The sequence below is a fragment of the Acinetobacter sp. NRRL B-65365 genome (assembly GCF_001605865.1).
Classification (GTDB): Bacteria; Pseudomonadota; Gammaproteobacteria; order Pseudomonadales; family Moraxellaceae; genus Acinetobacter; species Acinetobacter vivianii.
This window is the reverse complement of sequence record NZ_LRPD01000045.1, coordinates 51,724-77,819: the sequence shown is the minus strand read 5'-3', so window position 1 is coordinate 77,819 and position 26,096 is coordinate 51,724. Positions and strand designations below refer to the sequence as shown.

The 26,096-nt window shown below is 41.5% G+C and carries 20 protein-coding genes; 10 read left to right on the top strand and 10 right to left on the bottom strand.

Annotation, left to right across the window (positions count from 1 at the left end):
- Positions 1-17 precede the first annotated feature (17 nt).
- Both maiA and fahA read right to left on the bottom strand, forming a co-directional pair.
- On the bottom strand, positions 18-650 hold the full coding sequence (gene maiA, locus AWW72_RS15325; protein WP_062847907.1) for a maleylacetoacetate isomerase: 633 nt from the start codon (positions 648-650) through the stop codon (positions 18-20).
- Positions 637-1,941 carry a fumarylacetoacetase gene (gene fahA / locus AWW72_RS15320; protein WP_062847906.1) on the bottom strand — a complete coding sequence of 435 codons (1,305 nt, stop codon included), beginning with the start codon at positions 1,939-1,941 and terminating at the stop codon, positions 637-639. Before fahA ends, maiA begins: the two co-directional genes overlap by 14 nt.
- Positions 1,942-2,294: 353 nt before the next feature.
- Here fahA and AWW72_RS15315 point away from each other — a divergent pair, with 353 nt between their 5' ends.
- Positions 2,295-3,683 carry an amino acid permease gene (locus AWW72_RS15315; protein WP_047427053.1) on the top strand — a complete coding sequence of 463 codons (1,389 nt, stop codon included), beginning with the start codon at positions 2,295-2,297 and terminating at the stop codon, positions 3,681-3,683.
- A 160-nt stretch (positions 3,684-3,843) separates the two neighbouring features.
- The gene (locus AWW72_RS15310; protein ID WP_200045279.1) at positions 3,844-5,016 is read left to right on the top strand and encodes an MFS transporter; all 1,173 of its coding nucleotides are present in this window, start codon (positions 3,844-3,846) and stop codon (positions 5,014-5,016) included.
- A gap of 1 nt (position 5,017) precedes the next feature.
- Here the strand turns inward: AWW72_RS15310 and AWW72_RS15305 are convergent, their stop codons facing one another.
- Complete coding sequence (locus AWW72_RS15305) at positions 5,018-6,508, bottom strand: amidase (protein ID WP_062847905.1); 1,491 nt, start codon at positions 6,506-6,508, stop codon at positions 5,018-5,020.
- Positions 6,509-6,711: 203 nt separating this feature from the next.
- Between AWW72_RS15305 and AWW72_RS15300 the strand changes: the two genes are divergently transcribed.
- A complete protein-coding gene (locus AWW72_RS15300; protein ID WP_032864027.1) occupies positions 6,712-7,191 on the top strand; it encodes a hypothetical protein in 480 nt (159 codons plus the stop codon).
- A gap of 47 nt (positions 7,192-7,238) precedes the next feature.
- On the opposite strand, the gene accC is transcribed toward AWW72_RS15300, so the two are convergent.
- From accC to AWW72_RS15270, 5 genes are all read right to left on the bottom strand, one after another.
- Positions 7,239-8,603 carry an acetyl-CoA carboxylase biotin carboxylase subunit gene (gene accC / locus AWW72_RS15295; protein WP_004771939.1) on the bottom strand — a complete coding sequence of 455 codons (1,365 nt, stop codon included), beginning with the start codon at positions 8,601-8,603 and terminating at the stop codon, positions 7,239-7,241.
- A gap of 17 nt (positions 8,604-8,620) precedes the next feature.
- Complete coding sequence (gene accB, locus AWW72_RS15290) at positions 8,621-9,043, bottom strand: acetyl-CoA carboxylase biotin carboxyl carrier protein (RefSeq protein ID WP_004771941.1); 423 nt, start codon at positions 9,041-9,043, stop codon at positions 8,621-8,623.
- A gap of 27 nt (positions 9,044-9,070) precedes the next feature.
- Positions 9,071-9,520, bottom strand: coding sequence for a type II 3-dehydroquinate dehydratase (gene aroQ / locus AWW72_RS15285; RefSeq protein ID WP_004771942.1), 450 nt, complete (start codon positions 9,518-9,520; stop codon positions 9,071-9,073).
- A gap of 726 nt (positions 9,521-10,246) precedes the next feature.
- On the bottom strand, positions 10,247-11,269 hold the full coding sequence (locus AWW72_RS15275; RefSeq protein ID WP_062847903.1) for an ABC transporter substrate-binding protein: 1,023 nt from the start codon (positions 11,267-11,269) through the stop codon (positions 10,247-10,249).
- A complete protein-coding gene (locus AWW72_RS15270; protein ID WP_062847902.1) occupies positions 11,270-11,860 on the bottom strand; it encodes an ANTAR domain-containing response regulator in 591 nt (196 codons plus the stop codon).
- Between the two features lie 535 nt (positions 11,861-12,395).
- On the opposite strand from AWW72_RS15270, the gene AWW72_RS15265 reads away from it, so the two are divergent.
- The 5 genes from AWW72_RS15265 (at position 12,396) to AWW72_RS15245 (ending at position 21,625) form a co-directional block, all read left to right on the top strand.
- Positions 12,396-13,748 carry an MFS transporter gene (locus AWW72_RS15265; RefSeq protein WP_005257281.1) on the top strand — a complete coding sequence of 451 codons (1,353 nt, stop codon included), beginning with the start codon at positions 12,396-12,398 and terminating at the stop codon, positions 13,746-13,748.
- Between the two features lie 28 nt (positions 13,749-13,776).
- Positions 13,777-16,323: a nitrite reductase large subunit NirB gene (gene nirB, locus AWW72_RS15260; protein ID WP_062847901.1), complete on the top strand. Its 2,547-nt coding sequence runs from the start codon at positions 13,777-13,779 to the stop codon at positions 16,321-16,323.
- 11 nt (positions 16,324-16,334) lie between these two features.
- Complete coding sequence (gene nirD / locus AWW72_RS15255) at positions 16,335-17,969, top strand: nitrite reductase small subunit NirD (RefSeq protein WP_062847900.1); 1,635 nt, start codon at positions 16,335-16,337, stop codon at positions 17,967-17,969.
- A 270-nt stretch (positions 17,970-18,239) separates the two neighbouring features.
- Complete coding sequence (locus AWW72_RS15250) at positions 18,240-21,020, top strand: nitrate reductase (protein ID WP_062847899.1); 2,781 nt, start codon at positions 18,240-18,242, stop codon at positions 21,018-21,020.
- The gene (locus AWW72_RS15245; RefSeq protein WP_062847898.1) at positions 21,017-21,625 is read left to right on the top strand and encodes an NTP transferase domain-containing protein; all 609 of its coding nucleotides are present in this window, start codon (positions 21,017-21,019) and stop codon (positions 21,623-21,625) included. Before AWW72_RS15250 ends, AWW72_RS15245 begins: the two co-directional genes overlap by 4 nt.
- A 15-nt stretch (positions 21,626-21,640) precedes the next feature.
- Here AWW72_RS15245 and AWW72_RS15240 read toward each other — a convergent pair whose 3' ends face one another.
- On the bottom strand, positions 21,641-22,807 hold the full coding sequence (locus AWW72_RS15240; protein ID WP_062847897.1) for a YbfB/YjiJ family MFS transporter: 1,167 nt from the start codon (positions 22,805-22,807) through the stop codon (positions 21,641-21,643).
- Positions 22,808-23,054: 247 nt separating this feature from the next.
- Here AWW72_RS15240 and AWW72_RS15235 point away from each other — a divergent pair, with 247 nt between their 5' ends.
- Positions 23,055-23,954: a LysR family transcriptional regulator gene (locus AWW72_RS15235; RefSeq protein ID WP_081410391.1), complete on the top strand. Its 900-nt coding sequence runs from the start codon at positions 23,055-23,057 to the stop codon at positions 23,952-23,954.
- Positions 23,955-24,080: 126 nt separating this feature from the next.
- Here the strand turns inward: AWW72_RS15235 and AWW72_RS15230 are convergent, their stop codons facing one another.
- The gene (locus AWW72_RS15230; protein WP_004771956.1) at positions 24,081-24,530 is read right to left on the bottom strand and encodes a hypothetical protein; all 450 of its coding nucleotides are present in this window, start codon (positions 24,528-24,530) and stop codon (positions 24,081-24,083) included.
- A 983-nt stretch (positions 24,531-25,513) separates the two neighbouring features.
- Here AWW72_RS15230 and AWW72_RS15220 point away from each other — a divergent pair.
- Complete coding sequence (locus AWW72_RS15220) at positions 25,514-25,963, top strand: hypothetical protein (protein ID WP_062847896.1); 450 nt, start codon at positions 25,514-25,516, stop codon at positions 25,961-25,963.
- Positions 25,964-26,096: the final 133 nt, after the last annotated feature.

Sequence of the window (26,096 nt, the reverse complement as noted above, 5' to 3'; positions counted from 1 at the left end):
TAAAACTCCTTTTATCCCTATTCCCAATCTGGTTGTTGTTCTGGTGCAGCATGTAAAAATGCTGGAAGGGTTAAACAATGTTGATAAATCGATTCAATTTTTGGGAAAGCGCTTAAATCTATTTTGAAGCGCTTTGCGTTATAAACTTGTGGAATCAGGCAGCAGTCGGCAATCGTGGCTTGTGCACCAAAACAGAATTGTCCGTTGGAATGCTGCAACTGTTTTTCCAGACTTTTAAAGCCTTCAATAATCCAGTGCTGATACCATTGATTTTTTTGCTCATCGCTGACTGCAAGATCATTTTTGAGATATTTCAGCACTCTCAGATTATCCAGCGGGTGAATATCACAGGCGATAACCTGAGCAAATGCACGTACTTTGGCGCGTTCAATACTGTCTTTCGGTAACAATGGGTTTACTGGATATTGTTCTTCCAGATATTCCAGAATACTGAGTGACTGTGAAAGCGCCTGATCCTGATCAATCAGCGTAGGAACAAGCTGGCTTGGATTCAGCGCAACATATTGTTCCTGTTGCTGTTCATTTTTGACCAAATGAACAGGCTGGGTTTCATAGGCAATCTCTTTCAGGTTCAGCGCAATACGGACACGGTATGCGGCCGAGCTACGAAAATAACTATACAGTTTCATAGCGCTCGTCCTTTTGTTCGTTAAAACTAAAGTGACGTGCTGGTAAAATGGTGTTGGCAACTTCGCCAAAGCCCACGCGAATACCATCTTTTTCACAATAACCTTTCATGACAACACGGTCGCCGTCTTCAAGGAAGCCACGTGTTTCGCCGTTTGAAAGGTGAAGTGGCTTGGTGGTATTCCACGTCAGCTCAAGCAAACTGCCGTAAGAGTTTTCAGTTGGCCCTGAAATCGTACCAGAACCCATGAGATCGCCAACCTGTACATTACAGCCTGCAATGGTATGGTGGGTGAGTTGTTGCGCCATCGACCAGTACATATATTTAAAGTTGGTCTGGCAAATCACTTCTGCTTGTTGTGCTTGAGGTGTTTGTACTTCAACACTCAAATGAATGTCATAGCTGTTTGCAACATTTTCCTGTAAATAGCCGAGTGGTTGTGGCTGTTGTTCTGGGCCTTTGAGTTTAAATGGCTCCAAAGCTTCCATGGTAACGATCCAAGGGGAAATTGCGCTGGCAAAAGTCTTGGCATTAAACGGGCCGAGCGGAACATATTCCCATTGCTGGATATCACGCGCAGACCAGTCATTTAGCAACACCATACCAAAGATATGATCCCATGCATTTTCAATCGCAATCGGCTCACCTAGTTCAGTGGCTTTACCTACAATAAAAGCAGTTTCCAGTTCAAAGTCGAGTTTACGCGTCGCTGAAAAAACAGGACGTTCTTCATTTGGTAATTTGATCTGACCAGAAGGACGGACGATATCTTTACCGCTGACAATCACAGAGCTGGCACGGCCGTTATAGCCCACTGGTAGTTCACTCCAGTTTGGCAACAAGGCATTTTTCGGATCTCTAAACATGGTACCAACATTGGTCGCATGTTCTTTAGATGAGTAGAAATCGGTATAGCCCGGTACATGTACTGGTAAATGTAGCGTAACGGCCTCTTGTTTCAATAATGCTTTCTGGCGTAAGTCTGCGTTATCGCGTAATGCAGGGTTTTCAGCAGACAATAGGCTTTGCAAGGTTTTACGAACGGCTTGCCAGTTTTGCTTACCTGTTTCAATAAATTTATTTAACGTTGTTTGATTAAAACAGTTTGGGACGTTGCTGTGTAACACGCCATGCGCTTCTAATGCTGCAAGATCGAGTACCCAGTCGCCAATCGCAACACCTACACGTTTATCACCTTGTGCTGTTTCGCTAAAGATTCCGTAAGGCAAATTATGAATTGTGAAATCTGATTGTGGATCAATCTCAAGAAAAGAGTTTAATTGTTGCACCATGTTGTACCTTCCTTGTCTCTCATTCTGTGAAAAACGTTTAAATTTTTATCTTGCTATGTTCAAGCTTTTGAAAAAACGATACATATTTTTCGTCTTATCCATTGAGTTGTCTTGGCTCAAGCAAGAAATATCGACTTTATGATTTCTATCATACTGAAAATAATTAATTACGCAATACATAATTTAATTACATTATTCATAATATTTGTTATTTATTGAATTTTCTGTTTATATGCGCGGTTATCTGAAAAGTAAATCAAATATTTTTTGATTAGAGGTAGGCATTGGTGATTAATTTATGATATACGTAATTTTAGACAAAAAAATTACGCTACAAGGACGAGAATAATCATATGTCAAAACAGGAGCAAGGAAACCTGAAACATGGTCTAAGCAATCGGCACATCCAGCTTATCGCGCTAGGTGGTGCAATTGGTACAGGTCTGTTTCTCGGGATTTCCCAATCAATCAAGTTGGCAGGCCCCTCGGTCATATTGGGTTATGCGATTGCAGGACTGATTGCATTTTTAATGATGCGTCAGTTAGGTGAAATGGTGGTACAAGAGCCGGTGAGTGGTTCATTCAGTCATTTTGCCTATAAATACTGGGGCTCATTTGCAGGCTTTATGTCGGGCTGGAACTATTGGGTACTCAATGTTCTGGTGTGTATGGCAGAGTTGAGTGCAATTGGTCTCTATATTCAGTATTGGTGGCCTGAAATACCGACATGGGTTTCAGCACTGGCTTTCTTTATTTTAATTAACGGTATCAACCTGTTACATGTAAAGTTTTTTGGCGAAATGGAGTTCTGGTTTTCCATCGTCAAAATTTTGGCTATCCTCGCCATGATTGCCTTTGGTTCATATTTACTTGCAACAGGTACAGCAGGGCCACAGGCGAGCATCAGTAACCTTTGGGCATTGGGTGGATTTTTCCCATTTGGTGTTGAAGGTTTAGTCATGGCAATGGCGGTGATCATCTTTGCATTTGGTGGCATTGAATTATTTGGTATTACCGCAGCCGAAGCACGTGAGCCAGATAAAACTCTACCAAAAGCAGTGAACCAGATTATTTACCGTATTCTGATTTTCTATATTGCGACACTTTTCATTCTGTTTGCATTATTCCCTTGGAATCAAATGGCAGCAGGTGGTAGTCCGTTCGTGATGGTATTTGCTTCACTGGACAGTCAAGGTGTAGCGACTTTACTTAACTTTGTGATTTTGACTGCGGCAGTATCGGTATATAACGGTACGAGTTATTGCAGTAGCCGTATGTTGTTAGGTTTGGCCCAACAAGGCAATGCACCGAAATTCCTCAAGCATATCAATAAGCGTGGTATTCCAACCAATGCGGTATATCTTTCAGCTTTCGTGACGGTTTTGTGTGTGTTGTTGAACTATGCATTTCCTGAAAAAGCGTTTGGTTTATTGATGATGCTGGTGGTTGCTGCGATTGTTATTAACTGGGTGGTGATTTCCTGGACACATCTCAAGTTCCGTAAAGCCATGCAAGCAGAAGGCGTAACAACCAAATTCCCAAGTATTGCTTATCCATTTAGTAATTATCTCTGCATGATCTTTATGCTGGGAATCTTGGTGGTCATGTCATTAACACCTGATATGCGTATTGCCGTGATGATGATTCCTGCGTGGATTCTATGTTTGATGCTGGCTTATTTTCTTAAACAGCGAAAGTTAAGAAATACGCAACATAGTGTGGCATTGAATACAGATGCATAAGTTTTGAATAAATGATGTGAATAGAAGGGCTGAGTTATTCAGCCCTTTTTTATTGGCGATATCTAAAAAATAGAGTCTCCGTGATTATTGAGCACGAATTAAATTTTTAAATAAGATAAGATTCACTCATATATCAAGTAATAAATCTTAAGGTTTTGAATTGTTTCAATCTCTGAATATCCAGACGCGCTTAGGTGGTTTTTACTTTTTCTACTATTCCATCGTTGGTACATTCATGCCTTATTGGAACCTGTATCTACAAGATCAGGGTTTCAACTATCAAGAGATTGGTATTCTTTCTTCAATTGCGATTATTACCCGTTTTTTTGCGCCACTCATCTGGGGCTGGATCGCCGATAAGTCCGGCAAGCGCATGCTACTAGTGCGCATTGCCACATGGATGGAAGCCTGTATCTGGTTTGCAATATTTGTGATTCCAAACAGCTTTCAATCGGTTGCTTTGCTGATGCTGATTTTTAGCTTCTTCCAGAATGCTATTCTGGCTCAATTTGAAGGGGTGACATTATTTTGGCTGGGTGAAAAACGGGCTGAACTGTATGGCAAAGTGCGTAAGTGGGGTTCGGTCGGTTTTATTGTCGGAGTGTTTTTGATTGGCGCATTATTGGAGATTATTCCAATTGCGATGTTGCCAGTTTTACTTTTAGCGATTTCATTTCTTGCTTTTCTATGGTCATTTAGTATTAAAGAGCCTGAGCATGCACCAAGCTCACAAAAAAAATTACAACCGCTATGGCCTGTTCTGAAAAAACCTATTGTTGCTGCATTCTTTAGCATTGAATTTATTTTATTGTTTTCACTGGCGCCATTTTATAGTTTCTATAGTAATTTCCTCAAAGAAATTGGTTTCAGTACTACACAAATTGGCAGTTTGTGGGCGATGGGTGTTATCGCCGAGATTGTCATGTTTGCAGTCGCGCAAAAAGTATTTTTCACTCGCTTTTCTTGGCGGACACTGGTGGTGATTTGTCTACTGCTGACCAGTCTTCGCTGGTGGCTAGTGGGGATGTTGGAGACAAATTATATCGGACAATTGCTGACCCAATGCCTGCATGCATTTAGTTTTGGGTTGTTCCATCTAATTGCCATGAAAGTGATTTTTCAGAACTTCTCGGCAGAGCAACAGGGACGTGGACAAGCGCTGTATAGCACCATGTGGGGCTTAGGCGTTGCTTCTGGAAGTTTGTTGGCAGGGCATTACTGGCAGATGCTTTCAGGTATGACCATCTTTTTCTGTGCAAGTGTAGTGGTGTTGCTGGGACTATTACTGGTGTTCTGGCTGCCGAATCACATTGAAACAGCAGCCAAAAGCTAAATTAGAGTTGGATGTTTTGATATTGAGGCATCCACGGTTGTGCTTGTTCGAGCTGGGTTGCCAGTTGAAGTAAGCGATCTTCACGTCCAAACGGCGCGATAAACTGACTGCCAAGCGGCAGGCCTTGTTGATTCCAGTACAGCGGCACCGACATGGCTGGTAAGCCAGTAACATTGGCTAACTGGGTAAAGGGAACCCAGCTCAAGTTGTCTTGTACCATTTTTTCGACCAGTTTCCCTTGTGCGAGATAGTGGGCTTTACCAAGTTTTAACAAGCCTTTTAAGATGGGTTTCTGCCACGTTGGCGTGGCAACTTCACCATTCTTGGGTGCAACCGATGCTGTGCTTGGAGTGAGATACAGGTCATATTGTTCAAAGAAGATGTTCATCTGGGTGCTATACACGCCCCAATTATCCAGAGTGTGAATATATTCTGTTGCCGTGGTTTTTGCCCCAAAAGCCGCCAATGCAATGGAATCCAGTTCAAAGTCCTGATCGGTTGCCCCATATTGTTGTTTGATTTGTGCCTGCATATAAGAGAACTGGCTAAACCATGTGGTTACGAAGTCTTTTGCCAATGCCAAACCATCAATTTTTGGGTGATCTTCCACCACAATATGACCCAATGATTCCAGCAGTTTTGCAGTGTGTTGCACTGCTTGAATCGCATCTTTAGACACTTTGGTGCCAATCGGGGATTGGGTGTTAAACGCGATTCTGAGCTTTTTAGGTGTTTGTTGAATGATATCACTGTATTTTTGTGCTGGCGCTTCAATTCTAAAGAGTGAAGTTTGTTCTGGGCCTTGCTCGGCATCAAGCATGGCTGCACTATCACGCACAGTTTTGCTTAAAACATGCTGCATTGCTGCGCCATGCATGGCTTCACTGAATTGTGGCCCCCACGGCGTGCGTCCACGACTAGGCTTTAAGCCAAATAGACCGCAATAAGAAGCAGGGATACGGATGGAACCGCCGCCATCACCAGCACCGGCAATCGGGACAAGGCCTGCCGCTACCGCAGATGCTGAACCGCCTGAAGAACCACCACTATTATGTTTTAAATTCCACGGGTTATGGCATGCACCCCATGCCTTAGGTTCGGTAATACCTTTAATGCCAAACTCTGGCGTATTGGTACGGCCAAAAGTGACAATACCGGTATTTTCCCAGCGATTGACAATTTCAGCATTAAAATCAGGGATGTAATTGCGGTTTTTAAGTGCACGGCTACCATAGGAGGTCGGAATGCCTTGGTATTCCTGAAACAGATCCTTTACCAAGAAGGGAACACCTGCAAATGTGCCAGAACGTTGTTGGCTTGCGCGTTGTTTTGCCTGTTCATACATGGGAATAATGATCGCATTGAGCTTGGGGTTGACCTGTTGAGTGCGTTGTAATGCAATGTCTAGTAATTCGGAAGGAAGGATTTGTTTTGTGTTAACTAAGTGAGCTAATCCAAGACCATCGTATTGCACATATTCTGAAAATTTCATGGCTTTTATCCCTAAAGCTAAATTGTTATAAAGTAAAAATAAATCTAAGTTGCGAAATAGAATACCCGAAAAAAATAACAGAACAATCAATTAAATTACGTGCTAAAAATATTGTGTTTATATGGTTATGAATGCGTGTTTTTATCAAAAAATATGCTAATTTAAGCGCATGCACCGTTTTAGATGACGACTTAATTAAATCTATGAAAAATATTTATATTATTGGATTATTATGGGCTTGCTCAACATGGACTATGGCAGAGACGGTCGTAAATAACAAGGCAGCGCCAACGCCTCAGCAAGTGGCTAAAGCGAATGCGATTCGTGTAACAACACGCCCTGAAATTATGGGTTTATGGGGAATGGAAATTCCAAATAATAAAAAATGTGTTGAGTACTATAATTTTCGTGGTTCCAGCGATGTGGTGATTAAAAGCGGACAGGAATGGTCTTACGGTTTATATGATTATCAACCTTCTGAAGATCATAAAGAGCGTTTACCTGCGCTGATCTTACAGATCAAGTATGACAATAATGAAAAAGATTGTTCTGGTCAGGCTCAGGATCAAACAGGCGAGGTTTCTCAGTATTTTGTGAAATGGTCAAACGATCACACCATTGATTTCTGTGCCAGCGAGAAGGGCGATAAATGTTTTGCTACCTTGCGTCGTGTCTTACCTTAATGAATCGGTAGATATAAAAAAGCCTCTTATTGAAGAGGCTTTTTTATTTAGGCTTTTTCAGCTTGCGGTTCAAGCTGTTTAAGCAAATGCTTTTCTAGGTAATGAATATCCATTGCCTGTTCACAGAAGTTCTTATCTTGCAGGATAAGATCTTTATGCAATGGAATATTGGTTTTAATCCCAGTCAAAATCATTTCATCTAAGGCTTGGCGCATACGTGCCAAAGAAGTTTCACGATCTTTACCATGAGCAATCAATTTTGCAATCATTGAATCATAGTAAGGCGGAATGCTATAACCTTGATAAATATGTGAGTCTAGACGAATACCCGCACCTCCTGGTGCATAGAAACTTTCAATCTTGCCTGGTGAAGGCAGGAATGTAGTTGGGTCTTCGGCATTGATACGACATTCAATCGCATGACCTTTAACTTCGATTTGCTCCTGTTCAAGCTCTAGGCCTAAACCAGCAGCAATGCGAAGTTGCTGTTCAATAATGTCGACGCCTGTCACCATCTCAGTCACAGGATGTTCAACCTGAACACGTGTATTCATTTCAATAAAGAAGAATTCGCCATCTTCAAACAAGAACTCAAATGTTCCCGCGCCACGATATTGCATCAATTTACATGCATTGACACACGCCTCCAGAATATCAGCACGTGCTTGTTCAGGTAAGTTTGGTGCAGGTGCTTCTTCTAACACTTTTTGATGGCGACGTTGTAGAGAACAGTCACGATCATATAAGTGAATCGCATGGCCGTTACCATCACCAAGAACCTGAACTTCGACATGGCGAGGTTTCTGTAAGAAACGTTCCATATATACGGTGTCATCACCGAACCACATTTCAGCATCACGCTGTGCAGCCTGAACAGATTCAAGTAGGGTGTCGACACGTTCTACAATACGCATACCACGACCACCACCACCTGCGGCAGCTTTTACGATCAACGGGAAGCCAATTTCTTTGGCTTCAGCAAGTGCATTGTGAATCGTAACTGCATGGTCACAACCCGGTACGGTTGGAACACCTGACTTTTTCATGGCAATAATGGCAGAAACCTTATTTCCCATGAGGCGGATATGTTCAGGGCGAGGGCCAATGAAAATGAAACCTGAGCTTTCTACAATTTCAGCAAATTCAGCATTTTCAGACAAGAAGCCATAACCAGGATGGATTGCATCTGCACCTGTAATTTCTGCAGCAGTAATAATCGCAGGAATATTTAAATAGCTTTCACTTGTGGTACCTGGCCCAATACATACAGCTTCATCAACGAAGCGTAAATGCATCAAGTCTTTGTCAGCATCTGAGTAGATACCAACTGTTTTAATGCCAAGAGTTTTACAAGCCCGAGTAATTCGTAAAGCGATTTCACCACGGTTTGCAATTAATACTTTTTGCAACATCGGAATCCCCAAACAAATTAAGCACGGTAGCGGAAAAGTGGTTGACCGAATTGGATCACTTCACCATTTTTCACTAAGATTTCTTCAATAACACCGCTCTTTGTTGCTTCGATCGGGTTCATGATTTTCATCGCTTCGATGATACCAAGTGTTTCACCCGCAGAAACTGTTTGACCTACATTTACAAATGGTGCTTCACCCGGGCTTTGTGCTGCATAGAACACACCAACCATTGGAGATGTTTCAACTGCACCACGTGGTGTTTTAGCTGCTGGAGCCGCTGGAGCAGAAGCTGCTGGCGCTGCCGCAACAGGTGCTGCTGCATAAACAGGAGTAGGACGAGTTAATGAGATGGACTGGTCACCTTCCTTAACTTCAATCGCTTGTAAGTCAGATTCAATCATCAAGTCGATGAGCTTCTTGATTTTACGGATATCCATGAGTGAGCATTCCTAATGTGTTTAAAATTAGTTAGAAGATTGAATTTTTTCGATAGCGTAATCGAGTGCAAAGGAATAACCCTTTGCACCTAAGCCACAAATCACGCCAATGGCCTTATCTGATAAATATGAGTGATGACGAAATGCTTCACGGGCGTGAACATTTGACAAATGAACCTCAATAAATGGAATGGCAACGCCGAGAAGGGCATCGCGTAAAGCAACTGATGTATGAGTCAGGGCAGCAGGGTTGATAATGATAAATTTTACCCCTTCAGCTTGTGCCTGATGAATGCGATCGACAATCGCACCTTCCCAATTGCTTTGAAAAGTATCTAGTGTAAGTGATGCGTGTTTAGCCTGAGCGGTGAGTTGCTGGTTAATATCATCTAAAGTGAGATAACCATAAACTTCTGGTTCGCGCTTTCCTAGCAAGTTCAAATTCGGTCCGTGAATCACCAAAATGGTTGAGCTCATTCAGCCTGCTCCAATTCTAAAACTGCAAATATTTTTTGCAAGATGTCTGCAAAGTTTGCTTATTATGGCATAAATTTCTGCAATTTTTTTATAAATTCTTTTAATTGATGAAGAAAGTTGCATACCAAGCATGGTGCATATAATGAAAACTTTGCAAGGAATTGGCAATGTTAAAATATGACAAATTTCAGCGTATTTTCGTTTTTTTATATTTTAAACTGAATTGCCCCAATTCGTTCATGGGATTTGTGTAACTCAGCAGTCAATCTTGCCGAAGCCTGTTTGTTTTTACATGACTTGTCGATCAATGTATCGTGGAAACTAGTGTTTGAAAACCTGAATAATGGAATCTATATTTTTTATTGTAAACTATTGATTTTATGTTTTTTAATCTTGGTTTTTGTTCTCGTTTTAATCGGCTGTAGCAAATGATCAGGCTTAAATTCTTCTCCCTTCATCTGAGTATTCTCATTTCGTGGGTAGGTACGATATAGAGACCTATTGTGCTGCTTATGGATTGAACACTCTGCTTGTTGTTGCCATTGGCAAAAATGATGAAATCCCTGATTCTGGATGGCAGTTAATGACATAAAAATGTCCGAAAAAGATATGCATGACTTCAATATGATAACAATCACTTAAAAGATTACATCTGATTGGCGTAATCTTTTATGGGTCTTTCAATGCTGTCTTGGTACTTCAAGACAGCTTTTTTTTGTCCAAGATTTAACTTTCTTTGGCAGCTTGATAAATCGAGCCCAAGATACAGTGCTGTGCTTGCTCAAGATAGGTGGTTTTTTCTGACGTCACATCATTCCATTTATACATTTGTTGAAATAGCCATTCAAAATCTTCTGCTTTGGGTTCAGCACTATTTTGTACGAAGTTCCGAATAATCTTCTGAATACTAAAATATTTCTCGACGTGAATCTCTGCTGAACATGGAAATTGAATCACATCAAAGTCCATCAGCATTTGCCATACCTGCGTAAAGTCTTGCAATTCTCGTAATTCCTGTTGTGCTTTCAGAATCGCACGGCTCAGTGCAATGAGTGTATTGGGGTGCTGTTTGGCCCAGTCTTGTGTTACGGCAAGCACTTTATCTGCAACATTAGGAATGATTTGTTGACTGGAGCAGACGATATGGCTCAGGCCCTGAATTTCAGCTTGTGTATTCCACGGTTCGCCCACACAAAATCCATCAATCAGGTGATTGCTGATGGCTTCAACCATATAGGGTGGTGGTAATGTTTTTAACTGAATAGATTGTGCTAATTCAGGACTGGCCAAGGCCAGCCATTCTCTTAAGCAATAATGATGAATTGAATGCTGAAATACATGAGCGAGAGATAAAGGATGGTTATTCTGGATATATTCAACGACGTTATGGGCAGAGGACTCAGCCGAATCTTGGCAATCAATATTCAGTTGATAGCATAATTTTTGGCTGATGCTAATAAAGGCACGATTTTCACTTAGCACTAAGGGTGTTTGCAGCGGAATACCAATCTGATCAGCGCCTATAGCCGCAGCAGGAAGCATGGCAGATAAGCAATGGGCAGCATCCAGCAGACCAAAAGCCAAACGGTCTCGTAAACTTGCCCAAGACGCCTCTTTGATCAGTTGAACATTTAATCCATTTTCGGCAAAAAAACCACGCTGTTTGGCCCAAAGCAGTGCAACACAGTCGAGTAAAGGAATATAGCCCAGTTGTAAGTCCGTTTTTTCTAATACGATAGAATGAACCATTTACTCATCCTTTAATTGATTGTTTAACAGTTGTTGAGCATCGAGTAGGCGCCGCGCCATTTCTCCAATGGTCATGCGATGGCTCATGGCATTTTTTCTGAGCAGTTGAAAGGCGGTATCTTCGGTCAACCCATGTAATTGCATCAGCAACACTTTGGCCTTTTCAATATCTTTACGATCTGCCAGTTTGGTCTTGGCATCTTTGAGATCACCTTCCAGCTTTTTATGTTTCTTATATTGCTCAATGGAAATATCGAGAATGGTATGTAAGCGGCTTGGGTCAATACCATCGACGATATAGGCGGTAATACCCGCTTCAATGGTTTGTTTAATGGTGTCCTTATCTGCATTTTTGGTAAATAGGACAGTTGGTAGATCAAAGTTGCTGACACAACTCTCGATTACATCACGATGTGGATGATCCATATCCAGCAGAATCACATCTGCTTGGAGGTGTTCGAGTTTAAATAGATTGAAGTGATCCAGCGTAAAACAAGCCACCACATCAAAGTCATGTTCAATCAAGCATGCTTTTAGGTATTCAGCCCGAGCCTGGTCGTCATCAATAAGAGCGATCTTGAGTTTCGGCATAAGTATAAAGGTCAAACGCTAAGTCAAAGCACATCTAAGGTCATGTGCGGTATAGGATAGAGACGATTGTTTTGAAGCAAATTTAATGCCAGTCAATGAGGGGTTAAATCTCGATCTGCATTCATGGCCAGATGCTTCATAGAGATTAGTGTACTGCGATTGATAGAAAGAAAAATGAAAAAGATGTGACCAGCCAACACAAAATAAATATGCGCATTTTTGGTGCGGAAAAAGAGTTTTTTTGAGGCGGTTTCAATGCTGCTATAAAACAGTTCATTTCTTATTTTTATGAATATAGCAATAAAATAGAATGCATTTTTAGGAGAATGCCTTTAATTATAATTAATATAAAACAATTATTTATGCTGTTTTTGAAGTTGTATTTTAAAAAGTTGGCATAGCAATTGCTAAATATCTCATGAGTCAAAGATGACTTGTAAAGTTATAAGACGGCCAACGATGTCCGATCTGATCGATTTGTTTACACAACCTGATGTGTCAACAAAGCAAATTACGTTCAGTATGGGAGATGGCTATGTCTTTAGATTTATCTGCTAAAAAAGCAACTTCAATCAAGTTATTTAACTTTTCTGCACCAGCAATGCGGGCATTCCACATGAGCTGGCTGGCTTTCTTTGTTTGCTTCTTTGCTTGGTTTGCCTGTGCGCCGTTAATGCCGGTGATCGCAGGTGAATTCCATTTAACCAAAGACCAAATCGCAAATATCAATATTGCTGCTGTTGCAATCACCATTGTAGTCCGCCTCATTGTCGGGCCGCTGTGCGATAAGTATGGCCCACGTAAAACCTATACCGCTTTGTTACTCATCGGCAGTATTCCTGTATTTGGTGTAGCCGCAGCCAACAGTTACGAATCCTTTCTCTTCTTCCGTTTGCTGATTGGTGCCATCGGTGCCAGCTTCGTGATCACGCAATACCATACCAGCATTATGTTTGCGCCAAATGTGGTGGGAACCGCGAATGCTACTTCAGCGGGTTGGGGTAATGCGGGTGGTGGTGCTACACAAGCTTTGATGCCATTGCTATTGGCTGCATTGGTGATGTTTGGTGTTGAACAAGCGATGGGTTGGAGAATTGCGCTGATCGTTCCAGGTGTGATGATGGTGATCGTCGGTATTCTTTACTGGAAGCTTACCCAAGATTGTCCTCAAGGCGACTTTAAAGCATTGCGCGAGCAAGGTGTTGTGGTTGGAAGTGACAAAAAAGGTGGTGTTGCAATCTTGATGCACGCAGCACGCAACTATCGTGTCTGGATATTGTTTGCCTCTTATGCCGCGTGTTTTGGTATCGAAATTTTCATGCACAACATCATTGCGATGTATTACGTCGAGCACTTCAATTTTGGATTAAAAGAAGCGGGGCTGGCTGCGGGAATCTTTGGTTTATTGGCTCTATTTGCGCGTGCCTTAGGTGGACTGGTTTCAGACAAAGTCGCACTGAAAAAAGGACTGGACGGTCGTACCAAAGTGCTGTTTATCCTGATCTTGGGTGAAGGCTTATTCCTGATGCTGTTTTCACAAATGAATAGCGTTGCACTTGCCATGATGAGTATGACGGTATTTGCACTATTTACCCATATGGCTTGTGGTGCAACTTATGCCTTAGTTCCATTCATTGATCGTGATGCTTTAGGCGGCGTGGCAGGCATTATTGGGGCAGGTGGCAATGTGGGTGCAGTTGCAGCAGGCTTCCTATTAAAAGGCATGGTCGATATTCAAACCTGTTTGATGGTTTTAGGTGGCCTAGTCGTCTTTGCAGCAGGTTCAGTCATGTTGATTCGCTTTTCAGTCGAACATAAAGAAAAAGAACAACGTCTGTTTGAGCAGGCCGTTTTAGAACGTGGCTCAGAACAAAGCAGCATAGCTTAATCATTCGTCAGATTTTAGGAGAAACACAATGAAATTAGTGATGATTGGTCACGGTATGGTGGGACATAAATTCATCGAAGCCATCTTGGAGAAAGCGGATGATGAATTAGAAATTACCATTCTTGCGGAAGAACCTCGTATTGCTTATGACCGCGTACATTTGACTGAATATTTCTCTGGTAAAACAGCAAAAGACTTATCACTGGCGCGTTTTGATTTTGCAGACGCGCATGGGATTGACCTCCGATTAAACACCAAAGCGGTTGAGATCAATCCTACTGAGCAAACGGTGACCACCAATTTTGGTGATGTGATTCATTATGACAAATTGGTATTGGCAACAGGTTCTTATGCCTTTGTTCCTCCAATCTCAGGCAATGACCGTGAAAACTGTTTTGTCTATCGTACCATTGAAGACTTGGATGCGATTCGTGCAGCAAGTCTGAATGCGAAGACAGGTGTGGTGATTGGTGGTGGCTTATTGGGATTGGAAGCAGCCAAAGCACTACGTGATTTAAATTTGGAAACGCATGTGGTGGAATTTGCACCACGTTTGATGGCGGTACAGATAGATGATCTTGGCGGTAAAGTATTGCGCCGTAAAATTGAAAATCTTGGGGTTAAAGTTCACACGCAAAAAGCCACACAATGTATTGAAGCAGGTGAAAGCGCAACACATGTGATGAAATTTGCCGACGGTAGCGAACTTGAAACCGATATCATTTTATTCTCGGCAGGGATTCGTCCGCGTGATGAATTAGCGCGTGTCAGTGGCTTAGCATTGGGTGAACGTGGCGGGATTAAAATCAATGATTATTGCCAAACCTCAGATGACAATATTTATGCGATTGGTGAATGTGCACTGTGGGATAACAAAATCTATGGCTTAGTTGCACCGGGCTATGACATGGCACGAATCGCGGCAAAACATATCCTCGCTGAAGATACGCATTGTTTTGCAGGTGCAGATATGAGCACCAAATTGAAATTGATGGGTGTTGATGTTGCCTCCGTCGGTGACGCGCATGGCATGACGCCAAACTCACTCAGCTATTTCTATGCTGATGAGGATGCATTGGTTTATAAAAAAATTGTGGTTGACGCAGACAAAACCAAATTGCTTGGTGCGGTATTGGTGGGTGATGCCAAAGAATACAATGATCTGCTACAAATGATGTTGAATGGTTTGACGCTTCCCGAAACGCCTGAAAGTTTGATCATGCCGGGATTTGCCGATTCAGGTGCGAAAGCAGGTGGCAGTGGTGTTGATTTATTACCCGATAGTGCAACCATTTGTTCATGTAACAACGTCTCTAAAGCCGATATTTGCCAAGCGATTTGTGATGGCTCAACCTCTTTGGGTGCGTTGAAAAAATGTACCAAAGCGGCGACGGCCTGTGGTGGTTGTGCGCCGTTAGTGACTCAAGTATTGAAATCTGAGTTACAGCGTCAAGGGGTAACGGTCAATAACCATGTTTGTGAGCACTTCCCATACTCACGCCAAGAGATTTATCACTTGGTTCGTGTCAATGAAATCAAGACTTTTGATGATTTGATTCAGCAACATGGTCATGGTCTAGGCTGTGATATTTGTAAGCCAATGGCGGCCAATATTTTGGCATCCTGCTGGAATGATTTCGTACTTGAGCCAAGCCATGCGGGTCTACAAGACAGTAACGATTACTACTTGGGCAATATTCAAAAAGATGGTTCTTATTCGGTTGTTCCGCGTATGGCAGGTGGTGAAGTTACGCCAGATGGTTTAATCGCTGTCGGTCAAATTGCCAAAAAATATAACCTGTATACCAAAATCACAGGTGGACAACGGGTCGACTTATTTGGTGCGCAAATCCATCAACTGCCATTTATTTGGGAAGAGCTCAACGCAGCAGGTTTTGAATCAGGTCATGCTTACGGTAAATCGTTACGTACCGTGAAATCATGTGTCGGTAGTACATGGTGTCGTTATGGCGTGGATGATTCTGTGGGCTTGGCGATTGAACTTGAGAATCGTTATAAAGGTTTACGTTCACCACATAAACTGAAAATGGCTGTGTCGGGTTGTACCCGTGAATGTGCAGAGGCACAAGGTAAAGATGTCGGGGTAATTGCCACCGAGAAAGGCTGGAACCTGTATGTTTGTGGGAATGGCGGCATGAAACCACGTCATGCAGAGCTATTGGCATCTGATCTTGATACCCAAACCTTGATTCGTTATATCGATCGTTTCTTTATGTTCTATATTCAAACTGCGGATCGTTTACAACGCACCAGTGTATGGCGTGACAATATGGAAGGTGGTTTGGATTATCTTAAATCAGTGATTGTCGATGATTCGCTAGGGCTTGCCGAAGAACTCGAAAGCCGTATGAGCCATGTGATTGGCACTTATCAAGATGAATGGCGTACCGCGGTTGAAGACCCTGAAATCCGTAAACGCTTCCAAACCTATATCAACGCCAGTGCAGAAGAGCAAGCTGATCCACATATTCAATTTACTCAAGTGCGTGATCAGATTCGCCCATTAAATGACGCTGAGCGTTCAGTCGATCGTATCCCAATGGTTGAAGCATAAGGAGAATTCAAATGACCAGTTTAAAGAACATGAATATGCTGCCAGAAAATCAATGGGTTGAGGTGTGTGCTTTGGATGACATCACACCAAATACAGGTGTCGGCGCATTGATTGAAGGTCAATCAGTGGCACTGTTTCGTGTTGGGTATGAAAAACGTATTTATGCTTTAAGCAATAAGGATCCGTTCAGCCAAGCCAACGTGATGTGTCGTGGCATTATTGGCGATTTACAAGGTGAACGTGTCATTGCATCGCCGATTTATAAGCAACATTTCAGTTTAGCGACCGGTCGTTGTCTGGAAGATAAAGACCAAAAGTTATTGGTTTTTCCAACCAAAATTGAAAATGGTCGTGTTTGGGTCGGTTCTGTTCCGCAAAAAACCTATATTACCAACAATGGCGCTGCACAAGAAAAGCTGAAACTGGTGCTGATTGGCAATGGTCTGGCGGGGATGCGTTGCTTAGAGGATTTACTAGACATGGCACCAGATCGCTATGAGGTGACGGTGATTGGTGAAGAACCTTGGGGCAATTACAACCGTATTATGCTGTCACCAGTGCTTTCAGGTGAAAAAACCATTGATGACATCATGCTGCATCCACATGCATGGTATCGCGATAAAGGGATTCAATTCATTGCTGATGATCCTGCTGTAAAAATTGATCGTACTCGCAAGATTGTACATACAGAGAAAGGCGAAAGCGTTGATTATGATCGTTTGATCATTGCAACAGGTTCATCACCGTTTATTCCACCTGTGCAAGGTGTGGATTTAAAAGGCGTGATCAGCTTCCGTGATATTTACGATGTCAACACCATGATCAAATATTGCGAAACCAAGAAAAATGCCGTGGTGATTGGTGGTGGTTTGCTGGGTCTGGAAGCGGCGTATGGACTGAAACAACGCGGTATGAATGTGACCGTTCTACACCTGATGGATCGAATTATGGAACGTCAGTTGGATGGTCGTGCCAGCCGCATGTTGCGCCATAGTATTGAACAAAAGGGCATCAATATCATTACTGAAGCCAATACTGAAGCATTGATTGGTGAAGAGGGGCATGTCAGTCAAGTCCGTCTTAAAGATGGAACTGTACTGGATGCTGACTTAGTCATTTTTGCGGTCGGGATCCGTCCAAATATTGCTTTGGCTCAAAGTGCAGGACTACGTTGTAATCGTGGCATTTTGGTGAATGACACCATGCAAACCTTTGATCCAAGTATCTATGCTGTGGGCGAATGCATCGAGCATCGTAATCAAACTTTTGGTTTGGTTGAACCCTTATGGGGACAAGCATTCATCTGTGCAACGCATTTGGCTGAACATGGCAGCTTAACCTTTAAATCACCAACCGTACCAACACAGTTAAAAGTCAGTGGTGTCGACGTATTCTCGGCTGGGCGAATTGATTTAGAAAATAGCGAGCCGAAGGAAGATTATGAAGACATCATCCTCAATGATGATAAGCGTCAAATATATAAACGTATCATTATCCAGAAAGACAAAGTGATTGGTGCTGTTCTGTTTGGTGATACGGAAGATGGCATGTGGTATGCCGAGTTGATTGCAGATCAAACACCCGTTTCTACTTTTAGAAACAAGCTGTTATTTGGTAAGGATTTTGCAATGAAAAAGGCAGGGTAATATTTCTAAGAGATTAAATTCCTCAGTAAGTAATTTGATACTCGGAAGGGTCATCTGCAACCTGCATAGTTTTTGTAAGAAATGTTTCTGCGATGAAGCTAAACAGGTGACAGAAGAGAACAGGTTTTGCAGATGACAATGGTTTTGCCTACTTTTCCCGAATGAAAAGTAGGTCGAGCCGAAGGCTTAGCCTGAAAATAAGATGAGAACTCGGTAAGACTCCCGAGAGTATGCATCTTTAAAAAGATTAACTAGGTAAAAGGGGCAGTCATGAACAGTATTCAAAATTTAGAACACAGTCGCTCCGATCAAGCAGAAACAATCATAACAAAAACAACATGCCCCTATTGTGGCGTGGGCTGTGGTGTGGATGTCAGTGTCCAACATAAAACGCATGGCACGACGGTACAAGTCGCCGGTGATATGAATCATCCTTCAAACTTTGGACGGTTGTGTATCAAGGGCAGCAATCTTGCAGATACATTGGGCTTGGAAACCCGTGTCTTGCATCCGATGTTTGGTCGTAAAAACCATCGTCAAGTCACCACATGGGATCAAGCGATTGAGAAAATTTCAGATCAATTTCAAGCCTGTATTGATCAATATGGCGCAGACAGTGTTGCATTTTATGTCTCAGGTCAGTTGCTGACGGAAGACTATTATGTGGTGAATAAGTTTGTAAAAGGCTATTTAGGTACTGCCAATATTGATACCAATTCACGCTTATGTATGTCATCTGCGGTTGCGGCACATAAACGTGCTTTTGGCGAAGATATTGTTCCAGCCAGTTATGAAGATTTTGAATATACTGACATGGTTGTTTTAGTTGGCTCTAATACGGCATGGTGTCATCCTGTTTTGTATCAACGCATCATGCAGGCCAAAAGTAAGAATCCAGATTTATTTGTGGTGGTGGTCGACCCTCGTTTTACCAGTACCTGTGAGCAAGCGGATTTACATTTGCCGATCTTACCTGGTCAAGATGTGGCTTTATTTAACGGCTTGTTTCAGTATTTATATCGCAATGATTACATCGATCAGCATTTTGTAGAGACCTATACCGAAGGTTTAGCGGCACTTTTAGACGCGAGTAGCAGCGAACAAGATTTTAATGGATTAGTGAAACGGACAGGGATCTCCGCAGAAAAATTACAACTTTTTTTTGATAAATTTGCCAAGACGGAGAAAGTGATTACGCTATTTTCAATGGGCGTTAATCAATCCTCTCAAGGGGTGAACAAAGCCAATAGCATTATCAACTGTCATTTACTGACTGGGAAAATTGGCAAATTAGGTGCAGCGCCATTTTCAATGACAGGTCAACCCAATGCCATGGGCGGCCGTGAGGTAGGTGGGCTCGCCAATATGTTGGCTGCGCATCTGGATTTGGACAATTCTTCACATCAAAAACTGGTACAAGATTTCTGGAATAGCCCTGTGATTGCCAAGCAGGCAGGCTTAAAAGCAGTTGATTTATTCCAAGCAGTGGAAAGCGGCAAAATCAAAGCCATCTGGATTATGGCAACGAATCCTGTGGTGAGCTTACCCGATGCAGATCAAGTCAAACGTGCATTGCAAAAATGTGAGTTTGTGGTGGTCTCTGATATTTGTGCAGATACCGATACCACGGCGTATGCAGATGTATTGTTACCTGCGCTGGGTTGGGGGGAGAAAGATGGCACAGTCACCAATTCTGAACGCCGTATCTCACGTCAACGTGCATTTTTAACGCCGCCAAAACAAGCCAAAGCTGATTGGTGGGCAGTTGCTCAGGTTGCAAAAAAACTGGGATTTAATGGTTTTGATTTTAATCATGCCTGTGACATTTTTAATGAACATGCGGCTTTATCGGCTTATCAAAATGCCAGTGTTGACCAACGTGACCAAGTTGAAAATTTCCGTTATTTCAATTTAAAAGGCCTCATGAATTTAAGTCTGGATGAATATGATCATCTACGCCCAATCCAATGGCCTGTATGGGAGAAAGGTCAAAGTGTTGCGGTGGAGCAGCTATTTGATCGAGGTCGTTTTAGTCATAAAAACCAAAAAGCCAAATTGATTCCAACCGTTGCCATAGATCCAGTGCATGCGATCTCTGAAGATTATCCATTGGTGTTGAATACGGGGCGTATCCGTGATCAGTGGCATACCATGACTCGCACGGGTTTATCGGCAAATCTCACCACACATCGCGCTGAACCATTTTGTGAGATTCACCCGAATGATGCGTTAAAATTTGGTATTCGTGATAAAGCTTTGGTCGAAGTTCGCTCGGAATGGGGCCGTTGTGTGCTGCGTGTGACCTTGGCACAAGGGGTTCGCCGTGGCCAAATCTTTGCACCGATTCACTGGACTGAGCAAGTCGCTTCTGATGCGCGGATTGGTAAAGTGGTCAATCCTGTGGTGGATGCGATTTCAGGTGAACCTGAATTTAAACATACCCCTGTCGCGATTCAGCCATTTCATACCACTTGGCAAGGCGTGCTCTATGTACGTGAAGGCTTTGAACATCATATCAAAGCTTCATTGCAAAATTGTGCATGGTGGACCAAGATCAAAACTGCAAAAGCCATTCGTTATGAAATTGCCGATCGTCAGAGTATTGATCAAACCCAAAAGAATTTAAAAAGCTTCCTGCCTTTTGTCGATGAAACTTATGAATGGTTAAGCCTTGAAGATATTTCATCGCAACTCAGTCATAGTGTGATTTTAAAAGAAGGCATTCTGGTTGCCAGTTTATATATTGCACCTGCCGATCTATTGCCTGATCGGGATTGGGTGGCGAGCCTATTTAAACGTGAAAGATTAAGTGCCCTGCATCGTAAAGCACTGCTGGCGGGTATGCCAATGTCCGCTGCAAATAATGATGGACCATTGGTCTGTAGTTGCTTTAAAGTGGGTAAAAATAAGATTATTGAAGCCATTAAAACGCAAAATATCACGCATGAAAAACAAGTCACGGCATGTTTAAAAGCAGGCGGAAATTGTGGTTCCTGTTTACCTGAAATTCGTGGCTTGATCAAAAACTGTCAACTGGAGGCAGAAGCATGAATACCGAATATCCTGCTACAGATCTGGTGATCTTGGCGGGAGGACAAGCGCGTCGTATGAATGGCGTGAACAAGCTACTGCAACAGTTCGATGATCAGATTCAACTGTTAAAAATTTGTGAGCATTTTAAGACCCAAGTACAACAGATTTGGGTGAATAGCCATCGTGATCGTTCGATTTACCAACAGATTGAACCAGATATTCAATGCTATGCTGATGATCAGCAGGGTTTTTTAGGCCCATTAATGGGCATGAAAAGCGCATGGTCGCATATTAAAGCTGACTATGTTTTATTTATTCCCTGTGATGTGACTTATATTCCCAATCAGGTTTTAGTCAAACTGCATCGAGCTTTACACAAGAATCTTCAAACACAAGTAGCCTACGTCACAATGAATGGAGATGCTTTATATCCATTTTGTTTGCTAAAGCGAGAAAGTTTGTCGGTGCTGGAACAAGCAATCGCTGAGAACAAACTCAGCTTGCGAGATTGTTTTAAACAATTGAATGCACAGACGGTCGCATTTCAAAAACAAAGCCTGTTTTGTCATAGCATTAACTCCTTAGATGAGCTGCAACAATACAAGCAGATGAAGGTTTTTTAATCTATCTATTTTAGCTTAATGAATCGCTTTAGTTGATTTTAGACTCATCAGTGTGGCAATCAATAATGCACCCGCAGCAGTTATTAGTGAGCTATTGAGGGTGTGATAGACTGTAAATAGGACATTTGCTGTGATTGGTCCGATGATCTGACCGAGACCATAGACAACGGTCATGATAGCAATTAAATTATTTTTGCTTTGACGTGCGATTCGCTGTGCGACAGGCATGGCAATGGTCACAGTTCCCATAAAGGTTCCACCCACCAGTAATGCGCTCAACAGATAACCCAAAGCGGTTGGCAGCATGATGGGTAATACAACGCCGACAGCCTGTACTCCCAGATTAGAAGATAGTGCGATTCGTGTCCCAAGTCTGTCGTGGAGATAATGCCAAAAAAAACAGGAAGGAATCGCACCCAAACCAAAGATCGCCCAAATATGTGCCGCATCAATATTCGGTAACGCCTGTTTAACCAGCAAGGGTAAATAGGTTGCCGTGATAATGTAGCCAAAACCTGCCAAGGCATAAATCAGAATCAGTGAGACAGCTTTGGGCAGTTGAGTATTGCCATGAGAGAGATGCGACTTTAACACCTGTCTGGGCTGAGCTCGAGATAAACCCACAATAGCAGCGAAGCCAAGGCCAAAACTGGACAGCCCAAGCAATAACCATAAGCTTTTACTCTGCCACCCAAGTTCTGTACCAAAAGCTAAAAGTTCAGCGGACAAGGCAATCCCAAGACCAACGCCTGCATATAAAATAGGGGCTTGATGCACTTGTTTCTGTTGTTCTAACAGCCATAACGAGGCTGAAATCATAGCGAAGGCACTCAATACACCCGCAAGACCACGAATAAGAATAATGACCGAAGCTGAATCTAGATAAGCAAGAAGGGTGAGACAAAGTGCTGTACCTAGCGTTGCAAATACACAGGTGAAATAGCTGTGCTGCGACTGGATTCTAATTGCGAATAAAGCCCCAAACAAATAGCCTGCATAGTTAGCGGATGCTGCGACACTGGCACTATGCAAATTTAAAATGCCTTCCTCAATCATATGTGGATAGACCGCCGTGAATGCAAAGCGGCCAAATCCCATCCCAATCGCCATAATCAGCGCTGCACAGAATGCGGATTGCAGTGTTTGCTGCTTATGAGCGTTTATTCCTTTAGTCTTGATCATGTTCAGCACCAAAATTTAATCGCTATAGTTGATGTGATCTAAAGGTCGTGCTTTGCCAAAGATTTTGCTATCGACCAGAAAAAGCCCATAGCTAAAACAACTTAGAATACAGATGAGAAATATAAGTTTAGACACGTTCATTTTGAATCAGCATGATATCTGGAGAAATTCAATAAAATTTAAACAAGAGTCATTAATCATGTAAAATGATTTGAATTGATACAAACTATCTTTAATAGTGATAGCGATGCAGATTAAGTCTTTAGAAATGTTCATGGCAGTGGTGAAGTTAGGCAGTTTTTCCGAAGCCGCAAAGCGATTGCATACGGTACAGTCCAATGTCACCAGTCATATCAAGAAACTAGAAACCGAACTTAAAGTTGAACTGTTGCATCGGCAGAATCCAATTCAGCCGACTCGGGCAGGTATACAGTTATATGGTTATGCAGAAAAAATGCTCGATCTACAACAAGAGCTGCTGGATACCTTCTGTAATACCCAATTGGCAGCCCGTTGTCCTTTAGAAATTGGCAGTATGGAAACAACAGCGGCGGTGAGGCTTCCAGCCTTATTTCGTGATTTACAAGAATCTGCGCCCGATTTTCCTTTTGCCTTATCGACTGCCCCGAGTCGGGAGCTGATCGATTTGGTAAAAACCTCCAAGCTGGATTGTGCATTTGTTGCCAATCATGCCCCGATCGAAGGTATGTTTAATTTCCATGTTTGGACAGAGAAACTGGTCTTAATTTCTTCAAAAAAAGCACCACAACAACTTTCAAAGGAATATCTGGTTCAACAGAAATTTATTGCCTTCAAGCAAGGCTGTAGTTATCGCAAAGCAATTGATTCCTTTCTTTCATCATTTCAACTTCCGGCAGCGAATATCATAGAAATGGGCAGTCTAGATGGCATCGTCAGTTGCGTCAGCCTAGACGTTGGGCTTGCGATTTTGCCTGTGAGTTATGTACAGCAATCACATTTTGCTGATCGGGTGCAGATACATGACATGGATTTTGTTGGAGATATCAACACTTATCTGATTGCAGATAAAGATATGAGCAAATGGGCAACCAATATGCATCATTTTTTTGAGCATTTACAGACGATGTCACATTCAAATGCGAATACAGAAGCAGTATGCGGGTAGTAGAAAGAGATTAGACAATACAGCACCTTTTATTTTTAGAGTATCGCTAGACTTTACTCTTTTTTGTTCGAGTATAAAATAATAAGGCTGTATTTTATACTCGAATATTTCACTTGAAAGATAAACCTATTTTCTTTGTAAATATTTTAACACTTGATCATAAATAGACTGTAAATAAGGGTTTAATGGGATAAGGTCTTGTCCAGATTTACTACGCACATATTTAAAATAGGGTGTCAAAGGATACTGGGCACTTTCACAAACAATGACTTTAGGAAACCATTCTTTATGAAATTGATCGGCTGTAAGATCAAGAATAACGCCATTCACAACCAGATAACAGTGCGCGATTTCTGGTGTGCGTGAAGAAATCTGAACTTTTCCGACCCGATAATCAGACTTAATATAATGGACATTGAGTAAATAATACTGCAATAGGTCACAGGCATCAGAACCACATTCCTTTGGGAATTTACTAAATGCCCCTGTAATAAAGCCATTCGTCACGTGATCCAAAGCTTCCCGAAAGGTGGTTGCAAGATTGGTTAAAGTCTGTATTTCGTTTTGGTACGTCATTTGATCTCATTCTTCAAGTGATAAGCATTATCTCTAGTAAAACCCGATTAAATGTAAGATTTAACTAAATTTATTTATTAAATTGTTAATACTATTATCACGTGTAACCTTGAGATTCAGTAGATTGACTCGATTAGTGGCGTGCGCTGAGCAGTGATTTCTTGTGTGCTTATCTATCTCATCTTTAGCTTTTATTTAAGCTCATGTATTGTTCTGGTCTTGCTTTAAGGCATCCACTTTTGTGCATTGTCATCTTAAATTTAACTTGAATTTATTCTCCGCTTATGGAGCATAAATACTGAATCAGCATTAGAATAATTAAGAGAATTTTGTAGAGTAAAGTGTAAATTATATTTTTAATTTTAAAAAATAGTAATTATTTGTTCTTATGATTAATTTTGATTAAAAATGATTTTTATTTAAATTAATAGTCTAGTTTTTATTGTGAGTGGAATTGTTGGAAAATATTTTATTGTAAATTTATAAGTTGGATTAATAATATTTGAATATTGGTTGTTGTTGAAGTCTGTAGAATAACTTCTAATTAATGATTTTATCTTATTATAAAATAGTAGTGCGTAAATAATAAGGTAAAGCTATGAATAAAATGTTTAGGCTTGAAGAAAGTATTACGAGGCTAGGGGGGCGGTGAGTTCTTATTTATAGGATATGGCTATGATATTGAGGAGATGCAAAATATTCTTCTTTTCCTAAAAAATTTGGAGACGAAGCAAATATTACAAATTGTATATCAACATACAGAGAGGGAAACAGGAAAGCATCTAACCGATATCATTAAGATTCAAAAATGTTAAAAATATCACTCTTTTTACTTGATCTAATGGTGAATCCTGACTGCACTGCTCAGAATTTTCTTTAAACATTACAGTTACATAGTAAAAATAAAACTAAACAATCATTACAAATGATAACTAGGATATCTCCATAATTTATCTTGTATAGATAAATGGAGGATATAAGAAATGCCACAATATTTGCGTATAGCGGAAAAAGTATATAACAAGTTTAAAGATGAAAAAAAATTTACGCAAAAGCCTATTGAGTATCTAAATTTTTTAATTAAAGAGGTGAGAAAGGAAATCAAGGGCACAGAAATGAAATTGCTGTACCAGTATATCGATTTTCAGGAAGGTTTCCAAAAGCCTTTACGCGAAGATGCCTTGAATATTGATGTGAGCTTGGTGCCACATCATCAACATCGGGACGAATTCATTTTATGGCTGGCAGGGTTTATTGAGAGAATTACTATTGGAGGTAAGAAAAAATTGCCGCCAATTCTTGAGAATATTCCACCTGAATTTACAGTACATTATCAGCTTGAAAAACTGGTTCGTCCTCAGCAGGAGAACTGCTACGACGAGTTGGTATCCTATTTTAAAAGTGAAGAATTCAAACAACATTCAATGAGTTAAACAAGTTGTGCTAAAGAAGTATGAGGCTCCGAACCCCTCATACTTCTGCAATCGCTGGACTGCAGCGTACCGCCATTAAAGGCGGTATTTTTTTATTCAAAGAAAGAGTCAGAGCGAAATATAAGGAGATGAT